This window comes from Rhodococcus yananensis (assembly GCF_020515525.1).
GTDB classification, from domain to species: domain Bacteria; phylum Actinomycetota; class Actinomycetes; order Mycobacteriales; family Mycobacteriaceae; genus Rhodococcus; species Rhodococcus yananensis.
In genome coordinates, this window is sequence record NZ_JAIYEP010000028.1 from 1 (window position 1) to 23503 (window position 23503).

A 23503-nucleotide genomic window follows, 5' to 3' on the forward strand; every position below is an offset into this window, starting at 1 on the left:
GGTCCCGGAATCCGGGACCGGGCGACGACGGCGGTACTGCCGCCGCTCGTGCCGGCAACGCGCCTACGAGCAGCGGACGGCCGCGTCCGGTGGGCGGACCGACCCCGACGGTGTGGTGCTCACCGCCGCGGAGGCGACCGCCGTCACCGACCGCGCCTACCTGGTGCGGTGCGCCGCCGAGGACGTCGCGACGGCGGTCGACGAAGACGCCGACACCGACGAGTTGCGCCGCCTGTGCGGGACACTGCTGGAACTGGCGCGCGACGCCGAACGGTTGCGGTGAGCACCGGCCCGATCGGACCCACCGGTTCAGGCGAAGAACCCGCCCATCGTGTACACGACCTGGCAGAACGCACCGTTGGTGTACCGGATCGATCCGAACAGGGCCCCCATGATCGCACCACCGCCGGTGGAGACGGTCGTCGACAGCGGACCGACGGCGGACTGGTCGAGAGTTTCGATGCCGCCGCGGTACGCCTCCATGTTCATCCACACGAACGTCAGATCGGACGAGGCGATCGGTGCGGCGACGGTCGGTTCGACGTACACCCCGATCTGGCCGGGCAGCGCGGCGGCGTGCGGCCCCGGATGCACCCACGCGTTGGTCATCGCGTAGGGGACGATGCCGCCGCCGCAGCCGGGCCCCAGAGTCGGTGCGGGCGTGCTGAACGGTTGGACGACGTTGCGCGGCGGCGGTTCGAACGGATTCGCCGACCCGGAGTCGGCGACGAGCCGTTCGACCGCGGCGAGCATGTCGGGGGACTGCGCGGCGGCCTCGGCGCGCAGCACGTCGAGGGGAACCCCCGGTGGTGCGGGCTCGGCGGAGGCGTACGCGGGGGCGACCGCGACGACCGCGGCGGCGCCGAGCGCGGTCAGCAGTCGTAGGGTCCGGCGACGCGGCATCGGGTGCTCCTTTACGGACGGGTGCGGGTCGGTGCGTCAGGCGAACGAGCCGAATCACCGGCTGTGAACCCTGTGATTCGAGATTCGACAATAGGCACCGGTGACGCATCTCCGGGTGATTTCGGTATTTGTCGTCACGAAACCGACATTCACCCGCGACCGCACCCGATCGTCACCGAACCGCGATCGGAAAGTGACCCACAGGGGTGTTTTCGGTGTTCACGGTGCGGTGTCCGGGCGGGCCACGCACCGCGCCCGGAGGCGACGTGCGGTGGTGGTGCCGTCGGGTCGCCGGAAACCGCACCCGTGCCGGGAATCTGGTCTAGCTTGGGGGTTGCCGCCGACCCGACGGGTCGGGCACGACCGTGGGGCGCCGGTCGCGACGTCGGGTGCGGCCGGCGCCGCCGCGCGGCGCCTCGAAACGCAGATCCGGCCGTCCTCGCTTCTCGGAGGAGAAATTCGGAGGGGAAATGTCGTTGCGAGATCACCGGTTCCCATTGCCCGACGACGCGCATCCCCTGTCGTCGGCGCAACGCTCCATCTGGTTCGCGCAACAAATGGCACCGGACGTGCCGATCTGCATCGCGCAGTACGTGGATCTGCGCGGCGCGCTCGACATCGATCTGCTGCGCCGCGCCGGGTACACCGCCGGCCACGAGTTCCGGTCCGCGTTCCTGCGGGTCGTCGAGGTCGACGGGGAGCCCTACCAGTTCGTCGACCCGACGATCGCCGCGACGAGCATCCCGCTGCTCGACTTCCGCGACGCCGACGACCCGATGGCCGCGGCGCACACCTGGATGGACGCCGACTACGCGCAACCGATGGATCTGGCCGTCGATCCGCTGGTGAACATGACCATCCTGCGGGTCGCCGACGACCGGCACCTGTGGTACAGCCGCATCCACCACGTCGCGCTCGACGGGTACGCGGCGATGACGATGGTCAACCGGATCGCCGAGTTGTACAGCGCCGGGCTCACCGGTACGACCCCGTCCGCGTCCCGCGCCGCGGATCTGCGCACCCTCTACGAGTGGGACCGCGACTACCGGGAGTCGGCGCGGTACCGCACCGACCGGGACTGGTGGCTCGACCGGGTCGCCGGACTCGAGGACGGCTCGAGCCTGGCGCGGCGCCGGGGTCCGGTCGCCGCGCATTCGCTGCTCACCGGCACGGTGCTGCCCGCACCGATGGTCGCGGCGCTGACCGCGACCGACGACGCCCCGGGCGTCTCGTCGACCGCCACGGTGATCGCCGCGTTCGCCTGCTATCTGGCGCGGATGACCGGGCGGGACGATGTGGTGATCAATCTGCCGGTGTCGGCGCGGACCACCGCGTTGGTCCGCCGCTCCGGTGGCATGCTCGTCAACACCGTGCCGCTGCACATCCGGCTGCAGCCGGACGACACCCGCAGCGAGCTGGTGGCGCGGGTGCAGCTCGAGCTGACCGGGGCGCTGCGACACCAGCGGTGCAGCCTCGAGGACGTCCGCCGCGAGAGCGGGGCGGCGGGGGATCCGCACCGCTACGCCGGCCCGATGGTCAACGTGATGCTGTTCCACCAGCAGATCTCCCTCGGCGACATCCGCGGTGACTTCCACATCATGACCTCCGGCCCCGTCGAGGACCTGCTGGTCAACATCTATCTCAGCGGCACCCCGGCACGCACCCACCTGGATTTCCGCGGCAACCCGCACCGCTACGACGAGGACGAACTGCGCGGCCACCACAGGGATTTCACGACCCTGCTCGACGCGTTCCTCGGCGCCGCGCCCGCCACCGCCGTCGCCGACATCGACCCGGTCACCGCCCGGGTGGGTCGGCAACGCCGACGCACCGCCACCGACCTCGCGTTCTGGCGGGCCCGATCGGCGGACCTTCCCGACCTGCTCGCGTTGCCCCCCGCCGCCGACGGGGACGACACCCACACCGTCGCCGAGGTGGATCCCTCTGTGTCCGCGGCGGCGCTGCGCGCGTTGCTGCCCGATCCCGCCGCGGGCGCGCACCGGCACGGTGCGGGCACGGACGACTCCGGCACGGACGGCTCTGCCCCCGACCCGGTCGCCGCGCCGGTACCGTTCGCGGTACTGCACGCCGCGCTCGCGGTGGTGCTGACCCGGCTCACCGGCACCACCGACACCCTCGTCGGTCACCGGCTCCACCACGATGGGCCGCTGCTGCCGCTGCGGCTGCGACTCGACCCCGCCGAACCGTTCACCACGGTCGTGGCGCGCGCCGCGGACACCGGCCGGGACGCCGCCGCGCACGCCGACGTCACCGACACCGAACTGGCGGCCGCGGGCACACCCCCGATTCCCGTCGCCGTCACCGTCACCACCGGAGACGGTGACGGTGACAGTGACGGTGACGGGGGAGAGGGACACACCACCGACGGCACCGACCTGCACGTGCACGTGCGGGTCCACGACGATCGGGTGTTGCTGCGCGTCGCCCCGCGCGGCGACACCACCACCGCGACCACCACCGATTTCACCGGGCGGCTCGCCCGGATCCTGGCCGCGGCCGTCGCCGACCCGACCCGGCCGGTGGGGGACCTGCCGTTGACCGCCGCGCACGAACCCACCGGGCTGCTGCCGGCCCGCGGGCTGCCCCCGATGTCCGCGCAGACCTGGCCGGAACTGCTCACCGCGGTCGCCGCGATCGTGCCCGAGTCGACCGCCGTGGTGTGCGGTGACCGTGCGATGACGTACGCCGAACTCGACGAGTGGTCCAATCGGCTCGCCCGGATCCTCGTCGCCGACGGTGCCCGCCCGGAAACCTTCGTGGCCATCGGCATCGCCCGCTCCCTCGAATCGGTCGCCGCGGTGTGGGCCGTCGCCAAGTCCGGTGCCGCGTTCGTGCCGGTCGACCCCGGTTACCCGGCCGACCGCATCGACTACATGCTCACCGACTCCGGTGCGGTGCTCGGGGTGACCACCGGTGCGCACCGCGCCGCGCTCCCCGACACCGTGCCGTGGTCGGTGCTCGACGACGATCCGGTCCGCGACCGCCTCGCCGCGGTGTCACCGGCCCCGCTCACCGACCGTGACCGTCCCACCGACCTGCAGTTCGATCATCCCGCCTACCTGATCTACACGTCCGGGTCCACCGGCCGCCCCAAGGGTGTCGTCGTGCCGCACCGTGGCCTGGCGAACCTGTCCGCGAGCCTGCACGCCCGCCTGACCCCGACCCCCGATGCGCGGGTCTCGCACTTCTCGTCCCCGAGCTTCGACGCCTCGATCTTCGAGTACATGACCGCGTTCGGGATCGGCGCGACCCTCGTGGTGGTGCCCCCGCACGTCTACGGCGGCGAGGAACTCGCCCGGGTGCTGCGCGACCAGCACGTCACCCACGCGTTCTCCACCCCCGCCGCGCTGGCGTCCGTCGACCCCGCCGCCGTCGACTGCGGTGTCGTCACCGTCGCCGGGGACACCTGCCCCCCGGAGCTCGTGGCGCGGTGGGCGCCGGGCCGACGCATGTTCAACGCGTACGGGCCCACCGAAACCACCATCGTCGTCAACATCACCGCCCCGCTGATCGCGGGGGACACCGTCACCGTCGGTGCCCCGGTCTGCGGGGTCCGGGAGGTCCTGCTCGACACCCGGCTGCACCCGGTGCCCCGCGCGGTCGCGGGCGAGCTGTACATCGCCGGGCCCGGGGTGACCCGCGGCTACCACGACCGGCCGGCGCTGACCGCGACCCGGTTCGTCGCCGACCCGTACGGCCCACCCGGATCCCGGATGTACCGCACCGGCGACGTGGTGCGCTGGCACCGGCCCCGCACCGGCGACGACACCACCGACACCGTCGAACACCTGGGCCGCTCCGACTTCCAGGTCAAGGTCCGGGGTTTCCGCATCGAACTCGGGGAGATCGACGCGGCCCTGACCGGGCACGACGACGTCGTCTTCGCCGTCACGGTGGGCCGCACCGCCCCGTCCGGCGACACCCTGCTGGTGTCCTACGTGCTGCCCGGCACCGGACGCGTCGCCGACCCCGAGCAGCTCACCGCGCACCTGCGGACCCGGTTGCCCGCGCACATGGTGCCCGCCGCGATCGTCGTGCTCGACCGGATCCCGCTGACCCCCGTCGGGAAACTGGACCGTCGGGCCCTGCCCGACCCCCGGTTCGGTGCCGCCGGCGGCCCCGCCCCCGGCACCGACACCGAACGGGCCGTCGCGGCGGTGTTCGCCGACCAGCTCGGTCTCGACGGGATCGGTCTCGACGACGGTTTCTTCGATCTCGGCGGCAACTCGCTGATCGCCACCCGCGTCCTGGCGCGCCTCAACGACACCCTCGGCACCGACCTGGGGGTGCGTGCCCTGTTCGAGGCCCCCACGGTGCGGGCCCTGGCCCGCCGGTTGGCCGACGCCGGGATCTCCGCGCGCCCCGCGCTTTCCGCCCGCCCCCGCCCCGAGCACGTGCCGGTCGCCGCGGCCGCACGCCGACTGTGGTTCGTCAACCAACTCGACACCACCTCCGCGGCCTACAACATTCCCGTCGCGATCGGCCTGCGCGGAACCCTCGACGTGCCCGCGCTGGCCGCCGCCGTCACCGACGTCCTCGACCGGCACGAGTCGCTGCGCACCCGCTACCCGGCCGGCCCCGACGGTCCCGTCCAGCAGATCCTGCCGACCACCCCCGTCGATCTGACGCCGCGGCCCGTCACCCCCGAGCAGCTGCCCGCGGCCGTCGACGCGTGCGTGCACGCGGGCTTCGACGTCGCCGTCGACCCGCCGGTGCGGATCCGGTTGCTGCGCCTGACCGACGACCACCACGTCCTGGCGGTCGTCGTGCACCACATCGCCGCGGACGGCGCCTCGCTGGCGCCGCTCGCCCGCGATCTGATGACCGCGTATCTGGCGCGCCGCGACGGGCACCACCCCGACTGGGTGCCGCTGCCGGTGCAGTACGCCGACTACACCCTGTGGTTCGACGAACTGCTCGGCTCCGTCGACGATCCACGGTCCCGCGCCGGCACCCAACTCGCGTACTGGCGGGACCGGCTCGCCGGTGCCCCGGAACTGCTGCCGCTGCCCACCGACCGGCCCCGGCCCGCACAACAGTCCTTCCGCGGTGGGACCGTCGACATCGACATCCCCGCCGACCTCTACCGGCGGGTGCGTGCGCTCGCGCGCCGCCGCGGCGCCACCGACTTCATGGTCGTGCACGCGGCCCTGACGGTGCTCCTCGCCCGACTGTCCGGCACCGACGACATCGTCGTGGGCACCCCCGTGTCGGGACGCGGCGAAACCGCCCTCGACGACCTGGTCGGCATGTTCGTCGGCACCGTCGCGTTACGCACCGCCGTCCCCGCCGGCATCGGATTCGGAGACCATCTGCAGGCCGTGCGCGACACCGACGTCGCCGCGTTCGCGCACGCCGACGTGCCGTTCGACACGCTCGTCGACACCCTCGCGCCGACCCGCTCGGCGGCGCATTCCCCGCTGTTCCAGGTGATGCTCGCGTTCCAGAACAACGAACACGCCCACCTGCAACTACCCGACCTCACCGTCGACATCGACGAAATCGACACGGGCACCACCAAATTCGATCTGCACCTGCAGTTGACGACGGTCCCCGGCGACGACGGCGGCACCGTCGCGTTGCACGGTGCCCTGTCCTACGCGACGGACCTGTTCGACGCCGGAACCGCCGCCGCGTTCGTCGACCGGTTCGTGCGGGTGCTCACCGCCGCCACCGACGATCCCCGCATCCCCGTCGGAGACCTCGACCTGCTCACCGACACCGAACGCGCCCGACTGCGCACCTTCGACGGTGCCACCGTCGACGTCCCCGCAACCACCCTCGCGCAGATGTTCACCGCGCAGGTCACCGCGACCCCGCACGCCCCGGCGGTGACCTGCGGGGACCGCACCGTCGACTACGCGAGCTTCGACGCGGCCGCGACCCGGCTCGCGCATGCGCTGGCCCGCCGCGGCGCCGGACCCGAGCGCATCGTCGCGCTGGCCGCCCGCCGCAGCCTCGACATGATGGTGGGCCTGTACGCGATCGTCAAGACCGGCGCCGCGTACCTGCCCCTCGACCCCGACCACCCCACCGACCGCACCCGCTACGTCCTCGAGTCGGCCCGCCCCGTACTGCTGCTGACCACCACCGGCGACGCCGACGCCCTCACCGACGCCGTCGACGGCCGCGACATCCCCCTGCTGCGCATCGACGACCTCGACACCACCACCGAACCGGACACCCCACTGGACGTACCCGTCCACGGCGACACCGTCGCCTACGTGATCTACACCTCCGGCTCCACCGGCCGCCCCAAGGGCGTGGCCGTCACCCACCGGGCGATCGTCAACCGGCTCCACTGGATGCAGGACACCTACCGGCTCACCCACACCGACACGGTGCTGCAGAAAACCCCCCTCACCTTCGACGTGTCGGTGTGGGAATTGTTCTGGCCGTTGCAGACCGGAGCCCGGCTCGTGCTCGCCGCACCCGACGGGCACCGCGACCCCGCCTACCTGCTGCGCACCATCGACACCGAGACCGTCACCGTCGCGCATTTCGTACCGTCGATGCTCGCGGTGTTCACCGCCGCCGCCGGAGGCGGGCACGCCACCTGCCTGCGACTGCTGTTCGCGTCGGGGGAGGCCCTGCCCCCCGAGACCGCGGCCGCGACCCGCGCCGCACTCCCCGGCGCCGCCCTGCACAACCTGTACGGCCCCACCGAGGCCGCCGTCGACGTCACCGCGTGGCCCACCTCCGACACCGACACCGGCACCGTCCCGATCGGCACCGCCGTGTGGAACACCCGCGTGCACGTCCTCGACCGGCGACTGCACCCGCTGCCCCCCGGCGCCGTCGGCGAACTGTACCTGGCCGGGGTGCAACTGGCCCGCGGCTACCACGACCGGCCCGCCCTGACCGCCGACCGGTTCGTCGCCGACCCGTTCGGGCCCCCCGGATCCCGCCTCTACCGCACCGGTGACCTCGGGGTGCGCCGCCCCGACGGCGCCCTCGACTACATCGGCCGCACCGACTTCCAGGTCAAGATCCGCGGACTACGCATCGAACTCGGCGAGATCGAACACGTCCTGCGCGGCCACCGCGACGTCGCGCAGGCCGCCGTGCTCGTGCACCACCACGCCGACAGCGTGCTCACCGCCTACCTGGTCCCCGACGGCGACCGCACCGTCGACGTCGCCGCGCTCACCGCGCACCTGCGCAGCCGCCTCCCCGACTACATGGTGCCCACCTCGTTGATCGTCCTCGACGCCCTACCCGTCGGCGCGAACGGCAAACTGGACCGCGCGGCGCTGCCCGCACCGGACCCGACCGCGACCGCCACCGGATACCTGCCGCCCCGCACTCCCGTCGAACACACCGTCGCCGACACCTTCGCCGAACTGCTCGAGGTGCCGCGCGTCGGGGTGCACGACAACTTCCTCGACCTGGGCGGCACCTCGCTGCTGGCGATGCGGCTGGCGGCGCGCCTGTCCGCGACGCTCGGCACCGACCTCGGCATCCGCGACGTGTTCGACCATCCCACCGTCGCGGACCTCACCGACCACGTCCACCGCGGCGCCGGCACCGGCCACCGCCCCGACCCGGTCGCCGGGCCCCGCCCCGACCCGGTACCGCTGTCCCCGGCCCAGCAACGCATGTGGTTCGTCAACCAGTTCGACACCACCTCCCCGGCCTACAACATCGCGGTGGCGTTGCGGCTGCGCGGGCACCTGGATCTCCCGGCGCTGCGCGCCGCCCTCGGCGACGTCGTCGCCCGCCACGAGAGCCTGCGCACCCGCTACCCGCTCACCGACGGCGGACCCGTGCAGGTCGTGCTGCCGGCCTCCGCGTCCACCACCGGCGACCTCACCGTCGACGTCGTGCCCGCCGACACCGTCACCGACACCGTCGACCGGATCATCGCCACCGGGTTCGACGTCGCCACCGAGATCCCCGTGCGGGTACGGTTGCTGCGCCCCACCGACGACGACCACGTGCTGGTGCTGGTCGTGCACCACATCTCCGCCGACGGCTTCTCCCTCGGCCCGCTCGCGCGGGACGTGCTCACCGCGTACACCGCCCGCCGCGGCGGGCACCACCCCGACTGGGCGCCGCTGCCCGTGCAGTACGCCGACTACACCCTGTGGCAACACCGGGTGCTCGGCCCCGAAACCGACCCGCAGTCCACCGCCGCGCGGCAACTGGCGTACTGGACCGACCGGCTCGCCGGCATGCCGGATCTGCTCGAACTGCCCCTGGACCGGCCCCGCCCGGTGCAGCAGTCCCGCCGCGGCGCGCACGTCCCGTTCACCGTCGACGCCGCCACCCACCGGGCGTTGACCGAGCTGGCGCGCCGCCACGACACGTCCCTGTTCATGGTGCTGCACACCGCGCTGGCGGTGCTGCTGGCGCGCCTGTCGTCGAGCCGCGACATCGCCGTGGGCACCCCCGTCGCCGGGCGCGGCCACCGGCACCTCGACGACCTCGTCGGCATGTTCGTCGGCACCGTGGTGCTGCGCACCGACATCGACGACACCGCCCCGTTCGCCGACCTGCTCCGCGGTGTCCGCGACACCGACCTCGCCGCGTTCGACCACGCCGACATCCCGTTCGAACGTCTCGTCGAGGTCCTCGACCCACCCCGCTCCACCGCGTACACCCCGCTGTTCCAGGTGCTGTTCGAATTCCAGGACATCGAACGCCCCACGGTGACCCTGCCCGACCTGACCGTCACCGTCGTCGACCGCGCCCCCACCCTGTCCCTGTTCGACCTGCAACTGACCGTCGCCGAAACCGTCGACGAGCACGGCCCCGCCGGGATCACCGCGTCGTTCACCTACGCCACCGACCTGTTCGACGCCGACACCGTCGCCTCGTTCGCCGACCGGCTGCGCCGCATCCTCGACGCGATCACCACCGACGACACCGTCGTCGTCGGCGACATCGGCATCGTCACCGGGCGGGAACTCGCCGCGCTCGCCCCCGCCCGCGGGCTCCCCCCGGTCGCGCCCCGGCAGTGGCCGGAGATGCTCACCTCCGTCGCCGCGATCCTGCCCGACTCGGTCGCGTTGACCTACCGCGGCCACGACCTGACCTACCGGGACCTCGACGACCGCTCCACCCGCCTCGCCCGCCTCCTCATCGGGCACGGCATCGGACCGGAAACCGTGGTGGCCCTGGGCATCCCCCGATCCCTCGACTCGGTCACCGCGGTGTGGGCGGTCACCAAGACCGGCGCGGCGTTCGTGCCCGTCGACCCCACCTACCCACCCGACCGCGTCGACTACATGCTCACCGACTGCTCCGCGGCGCTCGGCGTGACCACCGCGGCCCACCGGCCGTCACTGCCCGCGACCGTGCCGTGGCTCGTCCTCGACGACCCGCAGACCCACGCGCGGCTCGCCGCCACCGAGACCACCGCGATCACCGACGCCGACCGCACCACCGCGCTGCGCTTCGACCATCCCGCCTACCTGATCTACACCTCCGGCTCCACCGGCCGCCCCAAGGGGGTGGTCGTCACCCACCGCGGCCTGACCAACCTCAACGCCGAGGTCCGCGACCACTTCGACATCACCCACCACGCCCGCATCTCCCACCTGGCGTCCCCGAGCTTCGACGCGTCGATCTTCGAATACACCAAGGCGTTCTGCGCCGGCGCGACCCTGGTGATCGTGCCGCCGGACATCTACGGCGGCGACGAACTGGCCCGCTACCTCCGCGACCAACGGGTCACCCACGCGTTCATCACCCCCACCGCGCTGGCCTCCCTCGACCCCACCGGCCTCGACACCCTGAAGGTCCTCGTCGTCGCGGGGGAGGCGTGCCCCCCGGAACTCGTGGCGCGGTGGGCACCCGGCCGCCGCATGTTCAACGGCTACGGCCCCTCCGAAGCCACCATCGAAACCAGCGTCAGCCCCGCCCTGCACCCCGGGCACACCGTCACCGTCGGTGGACCCGCCGTCGGCTTCCACCAGGTGGTCCTCGACGACCGACTGCACCCCGTCCCCGTCGGGGTCGCCGGGGAACTGTACATCGCCGGTCCCGGCGTGGCCCGCGGCTACCATCGGCGCCCCGACCTGTCCGCCGCCCGGTTCGTCGCCGACCCCTACGGCACCACCGGCGAACGCATGTACCGCACCGGCGACATCGTGCGGTGGCGCGGCGACGGCACCGTCGAATACCTCGGCCGCTCCGACTTCCAGGTCAAGGTCCGCGGATTCCGCATCGAACCCGGCGAGATCGACGCGGCCCTGACCGGCCACGACGACATCGTCTTCGCGCACACCCTCGGGCACACCGCCCCGTCCGGCGACACCGTCCTGGTGTCGTATGTGCTGCCCGCCACCGGACGCACCGTCACCCCCGCCGCGTTGCGCACCCACGCCGCATCCCACCTGCCCGCGCACATGGTGCCCGCCGCCGTCGTCGTCCTCGACGAGATCCCCCTGACCCCCGTCGGCAAACTCGACCGCCGTGCCCTGCCGGTGCCCGACCTGTCCACCACCGGCGGCGACTACCGGGCACCCGGCACCGATCTCGAAGTCGCCCTCGCCGACATCATCGCCGACGTCCTCGGCCACGAGCGGATCTCCGCCGACGACAACTTCTTCGACCTCGGCGGCAACTCCCTGATCGCCACCCGCGCCGTCGCCCGCATCAACGAGACGCTCGGCACCGACGCCGGGGTCCGCGCCCTGTTCGAAGCCCCCACCGTCGCCGCGCTCGCCGACCGCATCCTCGACGACCACGGCGGCCACGACGGCATCCCGCTGACCGCCGGGCCCCGCCCCGACCGCGTCCCCCTCGCCCCCGCCCAGCAACGCATGTGGTTCGTCAACCAGTTCGACACCACCTCCGCCGCCTACAACATCCCCCTCGCCCTGCAGCTGACCGGCCCCCTCGACACCGACGCCCTCGACGCCGCCGTCCACGACGTCCTCGACCGGCACGAAGCCCTCCGCACCTGGTATCCCGGCGACGACCACGGGCCCCGCCAACTGGTCACCACCGCCGACCGGGTCGTCGCCACCGTGCCCGTCGACGACGTCACCGACATCGACGCCACCACCCGCATCACCGACCTGATCGGCACCGGCTTCGACGTCGCCACCGCCGTTCCCGTGCGCATCCGGCTGCTGCGCCGCACCACCACCGACCACATCCTCGTGGTCGTCGTGCACCACATCGCCGCCGACGGCGCGTCCATGGCACCGCTGGCCCGCGACCTGGTCACCGCGTACACCGCCCGCGCCGCCGGCACCGCCCCCGACCGGACGCCGCTGCCCGTGCAGTACGCCGACTACGCGCTGTGGCACCGGCACCTGCTCGGCGACCTCGACGACCCCACCTCCGTCGGTGGGCGCCAACTCGGCTACTGGCGGGACCGGCTCGCCGACCTCCCCGACCTCCTCGACCTGCCCACCGACCGGCCCCGCCCCACCCGGCAGTCCTTCCGCGGCGACACCGTCCGGTTCACCGTCGATCCGGCCCTGCACACCCGGCTGCGGACCCTCGCCGCCGCGCACGACGCCACCGTGTTCATGGTCGTGCACACCGCGCTGGCGGTGCTGCTGGCGCGCCTGTCGTCGAGCCGCGACATCGCCGTGGGCACCCCCGTCGCCGGGCGCGGCCACCGGCACCTCGACGACCTCGTCGGCATGTTCGTCGGCACCGTGGTGCTGCGCACCGCCGTCGACACCGGCAGCGGCTTCGCGGACCTGCTCCGCGGTGTCCGCGACACCGACCTCGCCGCGTTCACCCACACCGACCTGCCGTTCGAACAACTCGTCGACGAACTCGCCCCGGCCCGCTCCACCGCGCACGCCCCGCTGTTCCAGGTGATGCTCGAATACGGCAACACCGAACGCGCCCACCTGCAGCTCCCCGACCTGACCGTCACCGCCCTCGACGCCGACACCCACGTCGCGAAGTTCGACCTGCAACTGAACATCGCCGAGCACCCCGCCGGGCACCTCGACGCCGCCCTGACCTACGCCACCGACCTGTTCGACGCCGCCACCGCCACCGCCACCGCCGACCGGTTCCTGCGTCTCCTCGACGCCGCCACCGGCGACCCGCACCGCCCCGTCGGCGACCTCGACCTGCTGCTGCCGGGCGAACACCCCGCACCCCCCGCACCCCCCGCACCCACCGGCACCGGGGACACCCTGCTCGACCTCTACGCGCGCGGCGCCGCACACGACCCCGCGGCCGTCGCGGTGACCGACGCGGACACCACCGTCACCTACGCGGACCTGTCCGCGCGGGTGCACCGGCTGGCCCGGTTGCTCATCGACCGTGGCGCCGCCCCCGGCACCCTCGTCGCGGTCGCGTTGCCCCGCACCACCGACGTGGTCGTGGCGTTGCTCGCGGTCCTGCACAGCGGAGCCGGGTACCTGCCCGTGGACGTGTCGTACCCCCCGGACCGTCTCGCCTTCATGTTCACCGACGCCGACCCCGTGACCGTGCTCACCACCACCGCGGACGCGGCGACCCTGCCCGACGCCGCCCCCGACCCGATCCTGCTCGACGACCCGCAGGTCACCGCCCGCCTCGCGGCCCTGCCCACCGACCCGATCGACGACACCGAACGCCACGCCACACCGCACCCCGGATCCACCGCGTACGTCATCTACACGTCCGGGTCCACCGGCCGACCCAAGGGCGTGACGGTGCCGCACCGCACCGTCGTGACCCTCCTGCGCGACACCCGCGGCCTGTTCGGTTTCGATCACACCGACGTGTGGACACTGTTCCACTCGTACGCCTTCGACTTCTCCGTGTGGGAATTGTGGGGGGCGCTCGCGCACGGCGGTCGCCTCGTCGTCGTCGACTACCACACCGCCCGCACCCCCGACCGGTTCCTGACGTTGCTCCGCGACGAACACGTCACCGTGCTCAACCAGACACCCACCGCCTTCACCCAACTCGTCGACGCCGACACCGCCGCCGGCGTCACCCACCCCCTCGACCTGCGGTGGATCATCTTCGGTGGGGAAGCCCTCGACCTGCAGTTGCTCGACCGCTGGTACCGGCGGCACGACGACACCGCCCCCACCCTGGTGAACATGTACGGCATCACCGAAACCACCGTGCACGTCACCGCGCTGCCACTGACCCGCGACTCGGCGGCCACCGCCACCGCCAGCCTCATCGGCACCTCCCTCCCCGCGCTGCACCTGCACATCCTCGACGACCGGCTGCATCCCGTGCCCCCCGGCGTGACCGGCGAACTGTACGTCTCCGGTGGGCAACTCACCGACGGCTACCACCGGCGACCCGACCTGACCGCCGCCCGCTTCGTCGCCGACCCGTTCGGCGGCACCGGGCACCGCCTCTACCGCACCGGGGACCGGGCGCGCCGCACCCGCCACGGCGACATCGAATACCTCGGCCGCACCGACTTCCAGGTGCAGCTGCGCGGCTTCCGCGTCGAACTCGGCGAGATCGAGGCGGCCCTGACCCGCAGCATCGGGGTGTCCCGCGCCGTCGTCGTCGTCCACCACGACGACCGCACCGACACCGACCGGCTCGTCGGGTACGTGGTGCCCGAACCCGGCACCGACCTCGACGTCGACACCGTCCTCGCCGACGCCGCCACCGACCTCGCCGCCTACATGGTGCCCGCCGCCGTGACCGTGCTCGACACCCTGCCGGTGACCGCCCACGGCAAACTCGACCGGCGGGCCCTGCCCGCACCGGACTTCGCGGCCCGCAGCCGCACCACCCGCGCCCCGGCCGGCGACACCGAAACCCGCCTGGTGACCCTGTTCGCGCAGGTCCTCGGCCTCGACACCGTCGGCGTCGACGACTCCTTCTTCGCGCTCGGCGGCGACTCGATCATGTCCATCCAGCTCGTTTCCCGCGCCAAGGACCTCGGGTTGACCCTGACCCCCCGCGACGTGTTCGAACACAAGACCCCCGCCGCCCTGGCCACCGTCACCACCACCGCCGAGGCCCCCACCGTCCTCGACGAACTGCCCGGCGGCGGCCTCGGCGACATCCCGCTGCCCCCGATCGTGCAGTGGATGCTCACCCGCGGCGGCAGCCACCACCGTTACGCGCAGGCGGTGCTGCTGCGGCTGCCCGCGGCGCTGCCCGCCGCGGACCTGACCGCGGTGCTGCAGGCCGTACTCGACCGGCACGACATGCTCCGCGCCCGCCTGCACCACGACCCCACCGCCGCGCACGGCACCCGCCTGACCGTCGACGCACCCGGCGCCGTCGACGCCGCCACCGCGATCCATCGCGTGCCGGTGACCAGCGCCGCCGACAGCGACGACTTCTTCGCGTTGGCCGCCACCGAACTCGACGCCGCCGCCGACCGCCTCGACCCCGCCACCGGCACCGTGCTGCAGGCGGTGTGGTTCGACGCCGCCAGCGGCGCCGGCCGGCTGCTGCTGGTGATCCACCACCTGGCCGTCGACGGCGTGTCCTGGCGGATCCTGGTGCCCGACCTCGCCGCGGCGTGGGCGGCCCGCACCGCCGCACCCGCCGATCCACCCGCGACACTGCTCCCGGCGTTCACCGGCACCTCCGTGCGCCGCTGGGCGCACGCCCTGCACGACGCCGCCGCCACCGACGACCGGCACCGCGAACTCGACTTCTGGACCCGCACCCTCGACGTCACCGACCCCCCGCTCGGACACCGGCCCGCCGACCCGGCCCGCGATACCACCGCCACCGTCGTCACCATCGCCACCGACCTGCCCACCACCGTCACCGACACCCTGCTGACCACCGTCCCGGACCGCTTCCACGGCTCCGTCGACCACGGGCTGCTGACCGCCCTGGCGTTGGCGGTCACCGCGTGGCGCCGCGACCGCGGCACCGACACCACCCGACTACTGCTGACCGTCGAGGGCCACGGCCGCGACAGTACCGCCGCGACCGGCGCCGACCTGTCCGGCACCGTCGGCTGGTTCACCACCATCCACCCGCTGCTGCTCGACCTGACCGGCGTCGACATCGACGCCGCGTTCGCGGCCGGCCCCGCCACCGGCCGCGCCGTCAAGACCGTCAAGGAACACCTCGCCGCGGTACCCGATCACGGCACCGGATACGGGTTGCTGCGCTACCTGCGCGCGGACACCGCCGCGCACCTCGCGGCGCTACCCACCCCGCAGATCAGCTTCAACTACCTCGGCCGCCCCACCGCCGGCACCGCCGGCACCGCCGCGCCGTGGATGCCGGTCGACGGCTTCGACCGCGGCGGCACCCAGAACCCCGACATGCCCGCCGCCGCCGTCATCGACATCAACGCCGTCACCGTCGACACCGACACCGGTCCGGTGCTGCGGCTGCACTGGTCCTACCCGGCCGGACTGCTCGACCACACCGACCTCACCGACCTCACCGACCGGTTCACCGCCGCCGCGACCGCCGTCGCACGGCACGCCCGCACCCCCCACGCCGGCGGCCTGACCCCCTCGGACCTGCCGTTGGTGCGGCTGCACCAGGACACCATCGACGCCCACGAACACCGCTACGGGCCCCTCGACACGATCTGGCCCGCCGCGCCCCTGCAAACCGGCCTACTGTTCCACGCGCTGCTCGCCGGCGACGCCCCCGACGCCTACGTGGTGCAACTGGTCCTCGACATCGACGGGGACCTCGACACCGACCGGCTGCGCCGCGCCACCGCGCACCTGCTCACCCGCCACCCCAACCTGCGGGCCGCGTTCACCACCGACACCACCGACGGCCCCGTGCAGATCGTGCCCAGCCATGTGGACGTCCCGTTCACCGTCGCCGACACCACCGACGACCCCGACCCCGACGAGGCCGCCGCGCACCTCCTCGACACCGACCGGCGCACCCCCTTCGACACCACCCGGCCACCGCTGCTGCGGGTGACCGTCGTACACACCGGCGGCACCCGCCACCGGGTGGCGCTCACCAACCACCACCTGCTGCTCGACGGCTGGTCCACACCGGTGCTGCTGCGCGAACTGCTCACCCTGTACGCCACCGGCAACGACACCACCGCGCTGGACCGCCCCCACAGCTTCGGGACGTTCCTGGCGTGGCTCGCCGACCGCGACGCCGACGCCTCGGTCGACGCATACCGGCGGGCCCTGACCGGCCTCGACCAACCCACCCTGCTGGCCCCACACCACGACACCACCCTCTCCGGAACCTCCCGGGATCTGGACGTGCACCTGACCGCCGCGCTGTCGACCCGACTCGACCGGGTCGCCGCGGACCGCTCGGTGACCGTCAACACACTGATACAGACCGCGTGGGCGCTCGTGCTCGGCGCACTCACCGGCCGCCGCGACGTGGTGTTCGGCGCCACCGTGTCCGGTCGGCCACCACAGATCGACGGTATCGAGACGATGATCGGGCTGTTCATCAACACCGTGCCGGTACGCATCACCATCCGCGACGACGACACCGTCGGCTCCCTCCTCGACCGGGTGCAGGCCGAACAGGCCGCGCTGCTCGACCACCACCACGTGAACCTGACCACCCTCGACGCCCGACTCGGCGCCGCCGCCCGCTTCGACACCCTCACCGTGTTCGAGTCGTACCCGATGGACACCACCGGGTACGCCGACACCGACCTCGGCGGCATCCGCGTCACCGGCGTGACCGGACACGACGCCGCGCACTACCCGCTGAGCATCGTCGCGCACACCGACACCACCGCACACCTCCGCATGAAATACCTGCCCGAGGTGTTCGACCGCGACCAGGTCGCGACGATCGCCGACCGGATCGTGCGGGCCCTGACCGCGCTCACCGGCGACCCGGCCGTGCCCCCGACCCACATCGACGTGCTCTCCGACCCCGAACGCCGCGCGCTGCTCCCGGTCCGCGGACCCGACGGCGGCTCCACCCTGACCCTGCCGGAACTGCTGGCCGCGACCGTCGCCGCGCACCCGCACACCATCGCCGTCACCGACGGACACCGGTCCCTGACCTACCGGCAACTCGACTCCGCCGCCGGCACCCTCGCCGCGGCCCTGCGCGCGGCAGGGGCCCGACCGGAAACGTTCGTGGCGCTCGGCATCGCACGGTCCCTCGAATCGGTCACCGCGATGTGCGCGATCACCCGCACCGGCGCGGCGTTCGTGCCGGTGGATCCGCGGTATCCGGCCGACCGGGTGGCGTTCATGCTCGACGACTGCGGGGCCACCCTCGGGGTGACGGTGCCCGCGCACCGCGCGCAGCTGCCCGACACGGTGCGGTGGCTCGACGTGCACCCCGACGTGCACCCCGACGTGCACCCCGACGCGCACACCGCCACCGCGACCGCCACCGCGACCACCACCGCGGCGCCGCACCTCGATCAGGCGGCGTACCTGATCTACACGTCCGGGTCCACCGGCCGCCCCAAGGGAGTGCTCACCACCCACCGCAGCCTGCACAACTTCGCGCTCGACCAACGCGACCGGTTCGGTGCCGGCCCCGGCGCGCGGGTCATGCACGTCTCGTCCCCGAGCTTCGACGCCTCGATCTTCGAGTACCTGCTGGCGTTCGGGTCCGGCGCGACCCTGGTGGTGGTGCCCCCGGATCTGTACGGGGGGCGGGAGTTGGGCCGGTTCCTCGCCGACACCGCCGTCACCCACGGATTCATCACCCCCGCGGCGCTGGCATCCCTGGACCCCACGGACGTGCCGGCACTGACCGACCTCGCGGTCGGTGGTGAGGCGTGGCCCGCGGAACTGCTCGACACGTGGGCACCCGACCGGCGGCTCGTCAACGCGTACGGGCCGACGGAAACCACGATCATGGTGGCGATCAGCACCCCACTGCACCCCGGTGACGACCCGATCCTCGGTCCACCACTGCGCGGTGCCCGCGCCGTGGTCCTCGACACCCGGCTGCGGCCCGTCCCGATCGGGGTGGCCGGGGACCTGTACGTTGCGGGAGTCGGTCTGGCCCGCGGCTACCATCGCCGCCCCGATCTGACCGCCGGACGGTTCGTGCCCGACCCGTACGGCCCGCCCGGAACCCGCATGTACCGCACCGGGGACGTGGTGCGGTGGATCGGGGACCCGGATCGTGGGGTGCAGCTCGAGTACGTGGGTCGCTCCGATTTCCAGGTCAAGATCCGCGGGTTCCGTGTCGAGCTCGGCGAGATCGATGCGGTGCTCACCGCGCACCCGACGGTCGGGTTCGCGGTGACCGTGGCCCGCACCGCACCGTCCGGCGACAGCGTTCTCGTCGCCTACTGCCATCCCGCACCCGACGCGACCATCGACCCGGAAGCATTGAAAGACCATGCGACACAGCACCTGCCGTCGCACATGGTGCCGTCGACGATCGTCGCGCTCGAGCAGATCCCGCTGACCCCCGTCGGGAAACTCGACCGCCGCGCCCTTCCCGAGATCGACCTGACCGGCAGCGACCACCCCCACCGGGCACCCGCCCCGGGCCTGGAAACCGTCGTCGCCGACACCCTCGCCGACGTCCTCGGCCTCGACACGATCTCCGCCGACGACGGATTCTTCGACCGCGGCGGCAACTCGCTCGCCGCGACCCGCGCCGCCGCGCGGCTGAGCGAACACCTCGACCGCGACGTGCCGGTGCGCGCCGTGTTCGAACACCCCACCGCGATCGAACTGGCCGCGCACCTCACCCACACCGGCACGGTGCCCGCCCCCGGCGGGCCGGTCGCCACGCTGCGCCCCGACCGCATCCCACTCTCCCCGGCGCAGGCCCGACTGTGGTTCCTCAACCAGTTCGACACCGCATCGGCCGCCTACAACATTCCGTTGGCGATCCGGCTGAGCGGGCACCTGTCCCCGGCGGCCCTGTCCGCGGCCCTGCACGACGTCCTCGCCCGCCACGAGGCGCTCCGCACCGTGTACCCCGCCGACGCGCAGGGCCCACGGCAACGCATCCTCGACCCCGCCGACGTGCCCCTGACCCTCGACGTGGTGCCCGCCACCGACGACACGATCACCGCCGCCGTCACCGACTTCGTCACCGCCGGATTCGACGTGACCATCGACGTACCGATGCGGGCCCGGGTGTTCGCGCTCGGCCGCGACGAACACCTCGCCGTCCTCGTCGTACACCACATCGCCGCCGACGGCGCATCCCTGCCACCACTGGCCACCGACCTGATGACCGCCTACCGGGCCCGCACCCGCGGGGACACCCCGGTCCACCCGCCGCTGCCCGTGCAGTACGCCGACTACACCCTGTGGCAACTCGACCGGCTCGGCGACCCCACCGACGACACGTCCCCGGCCGCCACCCAACTGCAGTTCTGGCGCGAGACACTCACCGGCCTGCCGGACGTGCTGACGTTGCCCACCGACCGGCCCCGCCCCGCCCAACAGTCCTTCCGCGGCGACATCGTCCGATTCACCGTCGACACCGGACTGCACACCCGGATCCGAGCCCTGGCCGCCGCGCACGACACCACCGAATTCATGGTGCTGCACACCGCGCTGGCGGTGCTGCTGGCACGCCTGTCCGGCAGCGACGACATCGCCGTGGGCACCCCCGTCGCCGGGCGCGGACACCGCACCCTCGAACCGCTCGTCGGCATGTTCGTCAACACGATCGTGCTGCGCACCCCCATCGACGCCGCCGCAGCGTTCGCCGATCTGCTCGACGACGTCACCCGCCGCGACCTCGACGCCCTCGACCACAGCGACATCCCGTTCGACCGGGTCGTCGAAGCCGTGGACCCGGCCCGCTCCACGGCACAGTCCCCGTTGTTCCAGGTATCCCTCGAATTCCAGGACGCCCCGATCGGCACCACCGCGACCGGCGGGGACCACACCGCACTGGAACTGCCGCACCTGAGCGTGCACGGCGTGGCACTCGACCCGACGGTGTGCAACTTCGACCTCGAACTGCTCGTCGCACCCGGGAACCCCACCGACCCCACCACCGGACTCGCCGCCGCCTTCGTGTACGCGACGGACCTGTTCGACCCCGGTACCGTCACCGGGCTCGCCGACCGACTGGTACGGCTGCTCACCGCCGTCACCGCCGACCCACACCACCGCGTCGGCGACCTCGACCTGCTCACCCCCGACGAACACCACACACTCGTACCGGCCACCGGCCCCCACAGTGCCGGAGCCCGCACCTGGCCCGCCCTGCTCGACGACGCCGTGGCCGTCGACCCGGACGCCGTCGCGGTCCTCGACACCGACCGCACCCGCACCTACCGCGATCTCGACACCGACGCCACGGCACTGGCACGGCTCCTGCTCGCACGCGGCGCCGGACCCGACAGCGTCGTCGCGCTCGCATTGCCCCGCTCCCTCGACTCCGTCACCGCGGTGTGGGCGGTGACCCGCAGCGGCGCCGCGTTCGTACCCGTCGACCCCACCTACCCACCCGACCGCATCGACCACATGCTCCGCGACTCCGGCGCCCGCATCGGGGTGACCGTCACCGCGCACCGCGCCGCCCTGCCGGACACCGTCGCCTGGCTCGTCGTCGACAGCGACGACACCGCCGCCGAACTCGCCGCCGCCGACACCTCCGCGATCACCGACGCCGACCGCCCGCAGCAACTGCACCCCGATCATCCCGCCTACCTGATCTACACCTCCGGGTCCACCGGCCGCCCCAAGGGCGTGACCGTCACCCACCGTGGCCTCGCCGACCTCGCCGCCGAAGAACGCGACCGTCTGCAGGTGCAGCCCGGTGACCGCGTCTCGCACCTGGCGTCCCCGAGCTTCGACGCCTCGATCTTCGAGCAGATGATGGCGGTGTCCGCCGCCGCGACCCTGGTGATCGTGCCGCCCGGCATCTACGGCGGCGACGACCTCGCCGACGTCCTGCACACCCGCGCCGTCACCCACGCGTTCATCACCCCGACCGCACTCGCCTCCCTCGACCCCGACCGGGTGCCCGAACTGCGGGTGCTGCTCGTGGCGGGGGAGGCATGCCCCCCGGAACTGGTCGCACGCTGGGCCGACGACCACCGCATGATCGACGCATACGGGCCCACCGAGGCGACCATCATGACGTCGCTGACCGACCCGCTGACCGTCGACACCGCGGTGACCATCGGCCGTCCCTCCCGCGGATTCACCGCCGTGGTCCTCGACACCCGGCTGCGGCCCGTCCCCACGGGCGTCGCGGGGGAACTGTACGTCGCCGGCGGTGGCCTCGCCCGCGGCTACCATCGCCGCCCCGATCTGACCGCCGGACGGTTCGTGCCCGACCCGTACGGCCCGCCCGGAACCCGCATGTACCGCACCGGGGACGTGGTGCGGTGGATCGGGGACCCGGATCGTGGGGTGCAGCTCGAGTACGTGGGTCGCTCCGATTTCCAGGTCAAGATCCGCGGGTTCCGTGTCGAGCTCGGCGAGATCGATGCGGTGCTCACCGCGCACCCGACGGTCGGATTCGCCCACACCCTCGGGCACACCGCACCGTCCGGGGAAACCGTGCTGGTGTCCTACGTACACCCCACCACCGGCGCGACCGTGGACCCGGCGACGCTGCGCCGACACGTCGGCGACACCCTGCCCGCACACATGGTGCCCACCGCCGTGACGGTCCTCGACCAGATCCCGCTGACCCCCGCCGGGAAACTCGACCGCGGTGCCCTGCCCACCCCGGACCTGACGGCCCGCGCCGGCACCGGACGCACCCCCGACGGCGACCTCGAACGCCTCGTCGCCGACGTGTTCACCGCCCACCTCGGGGTGCCCGGACTCGGCGCCGACGACAACTTCTTCGACCTCGGCGGCACCTCACTGCTCGCCACCCGCCTCGTCCCCGACCTCGCGCGGCGCCTCGGCCGCCGGGTGACGCTGCCGGAGTTGTTCACCCACCCGACGGTCGCGGACCTCGCCGCGCACCTGGCCGCGGGGCACCGGGCCGGTGTCGACGACGCCCTGCGGGTGCTGGTGCCGCTGCGCGAGACCACCTCGCCCGCACCGGCGGTGTTCTGCGTGCATCCGGCCGCGGGCCTGGCCTGGGCGTACACCGGTCTCGCCCAGCATCTCGGGGACCGTCCGGTGTACGGGCTGCAATTGCCCACCCTCTCCGGCGGCGACACCGCCGCGAGCATCGGGGCGCTGGCCCGCCGTTACGCCGACGAGATCCGCCGCGTCCGGCCCCGGGGCCCCTACCATCTGCTGGGCTGGTCCCTCGGGGGCATCGTCGCGCATGCCGTCGCAGTGGAACTGCAACGCGACGGTGCCACGGTGGACACCCTGGCGCTGCTCGACACGCACCTGACGGTGCCGGGCACCACCACGCCCGCGGTCAAGGACATGCTCCGCGACCTGGGGGTGGGCACCAACGGTGGACCCGACCCCAGCTACGAGGACGCGCTGGCACTGCTCGAGGAGACCCTCGGTGACGGCACCGGGTTGACCGCCCAGCACCTCGAACGGCTGCACGCGGGGTCCGCGGCAGCGGCCCGCGCCGCGCGCCTGCACACCCCGGCCACCTTCCACGGGGACGTGTTGTTCTTCACCGCGACGCGTTCCACGGTGTCGGTGCCGGCGGTCGCGGCGTGGCACGACGCCGTCGACGGCACCATCCACCAGTACCGCATCCCGTGCGAACACCACGAGATGGTGTCGCCCGGCGCGGTCGCGACGATCACCGCGGTGCTCACGGCGCGGTTGCGCGACAGCGACGCGGTGCTGCGGCAGCACACGCGCGGGATCGGATCGACGTCACATTGATACCGCCG

General features: G+C 72.9%; 3 protein-coding genes. 2 read left to right on the forward strand and 1 reads right to left on the reverse strand.

Going from position 1 to position 23503, the window contains the following annotated elements; translation table 11 throughout:
• A partial coding sequence (locus LDQ05_RS09175) for a hypothetical protein (protein ID WP_226436612.1) occupies positions 1-283 on the forward strand: 283 nt, incomplete at its 5' end.
• 26 nt (positions 284-309) lie between these two features.
• On the opposite strand, the gene LDQ05_RS09180 is transcribed toward LDQ05_RS09175, so the two are convergent.
• Positions 310-903, reverse strand: coding sequence for a hypothetical protein (locus LDQ05_RS09180; RefSeq protein ID WP_226436613.1), 594 nt, complete (start codon positions 901-903; stop codon positions 310-312).
• Positions 904-1373: 470 nt separating this feature from the next.
• On the opposite strand from LDQ05_RS09180, the gene LDQ05_RS09185 reads away from it, so the two are divergent.
• Positions 1374-23495 carry a non-ribosomal peptide synthase/polyketide synthase gene (locus LDQ05_RS09185; RefSeq protein WP_226436614.1) on the forward strand — a complete coding sequence of 7374 codons (22122 nt, stop codon included), beginning with the start codon at positions 1374-1376 and terminating at the stop codon, positions 23493-23495.
• The last annotated feature ends 8 nt before the right edge of the window (positions 23496-23503 follow it).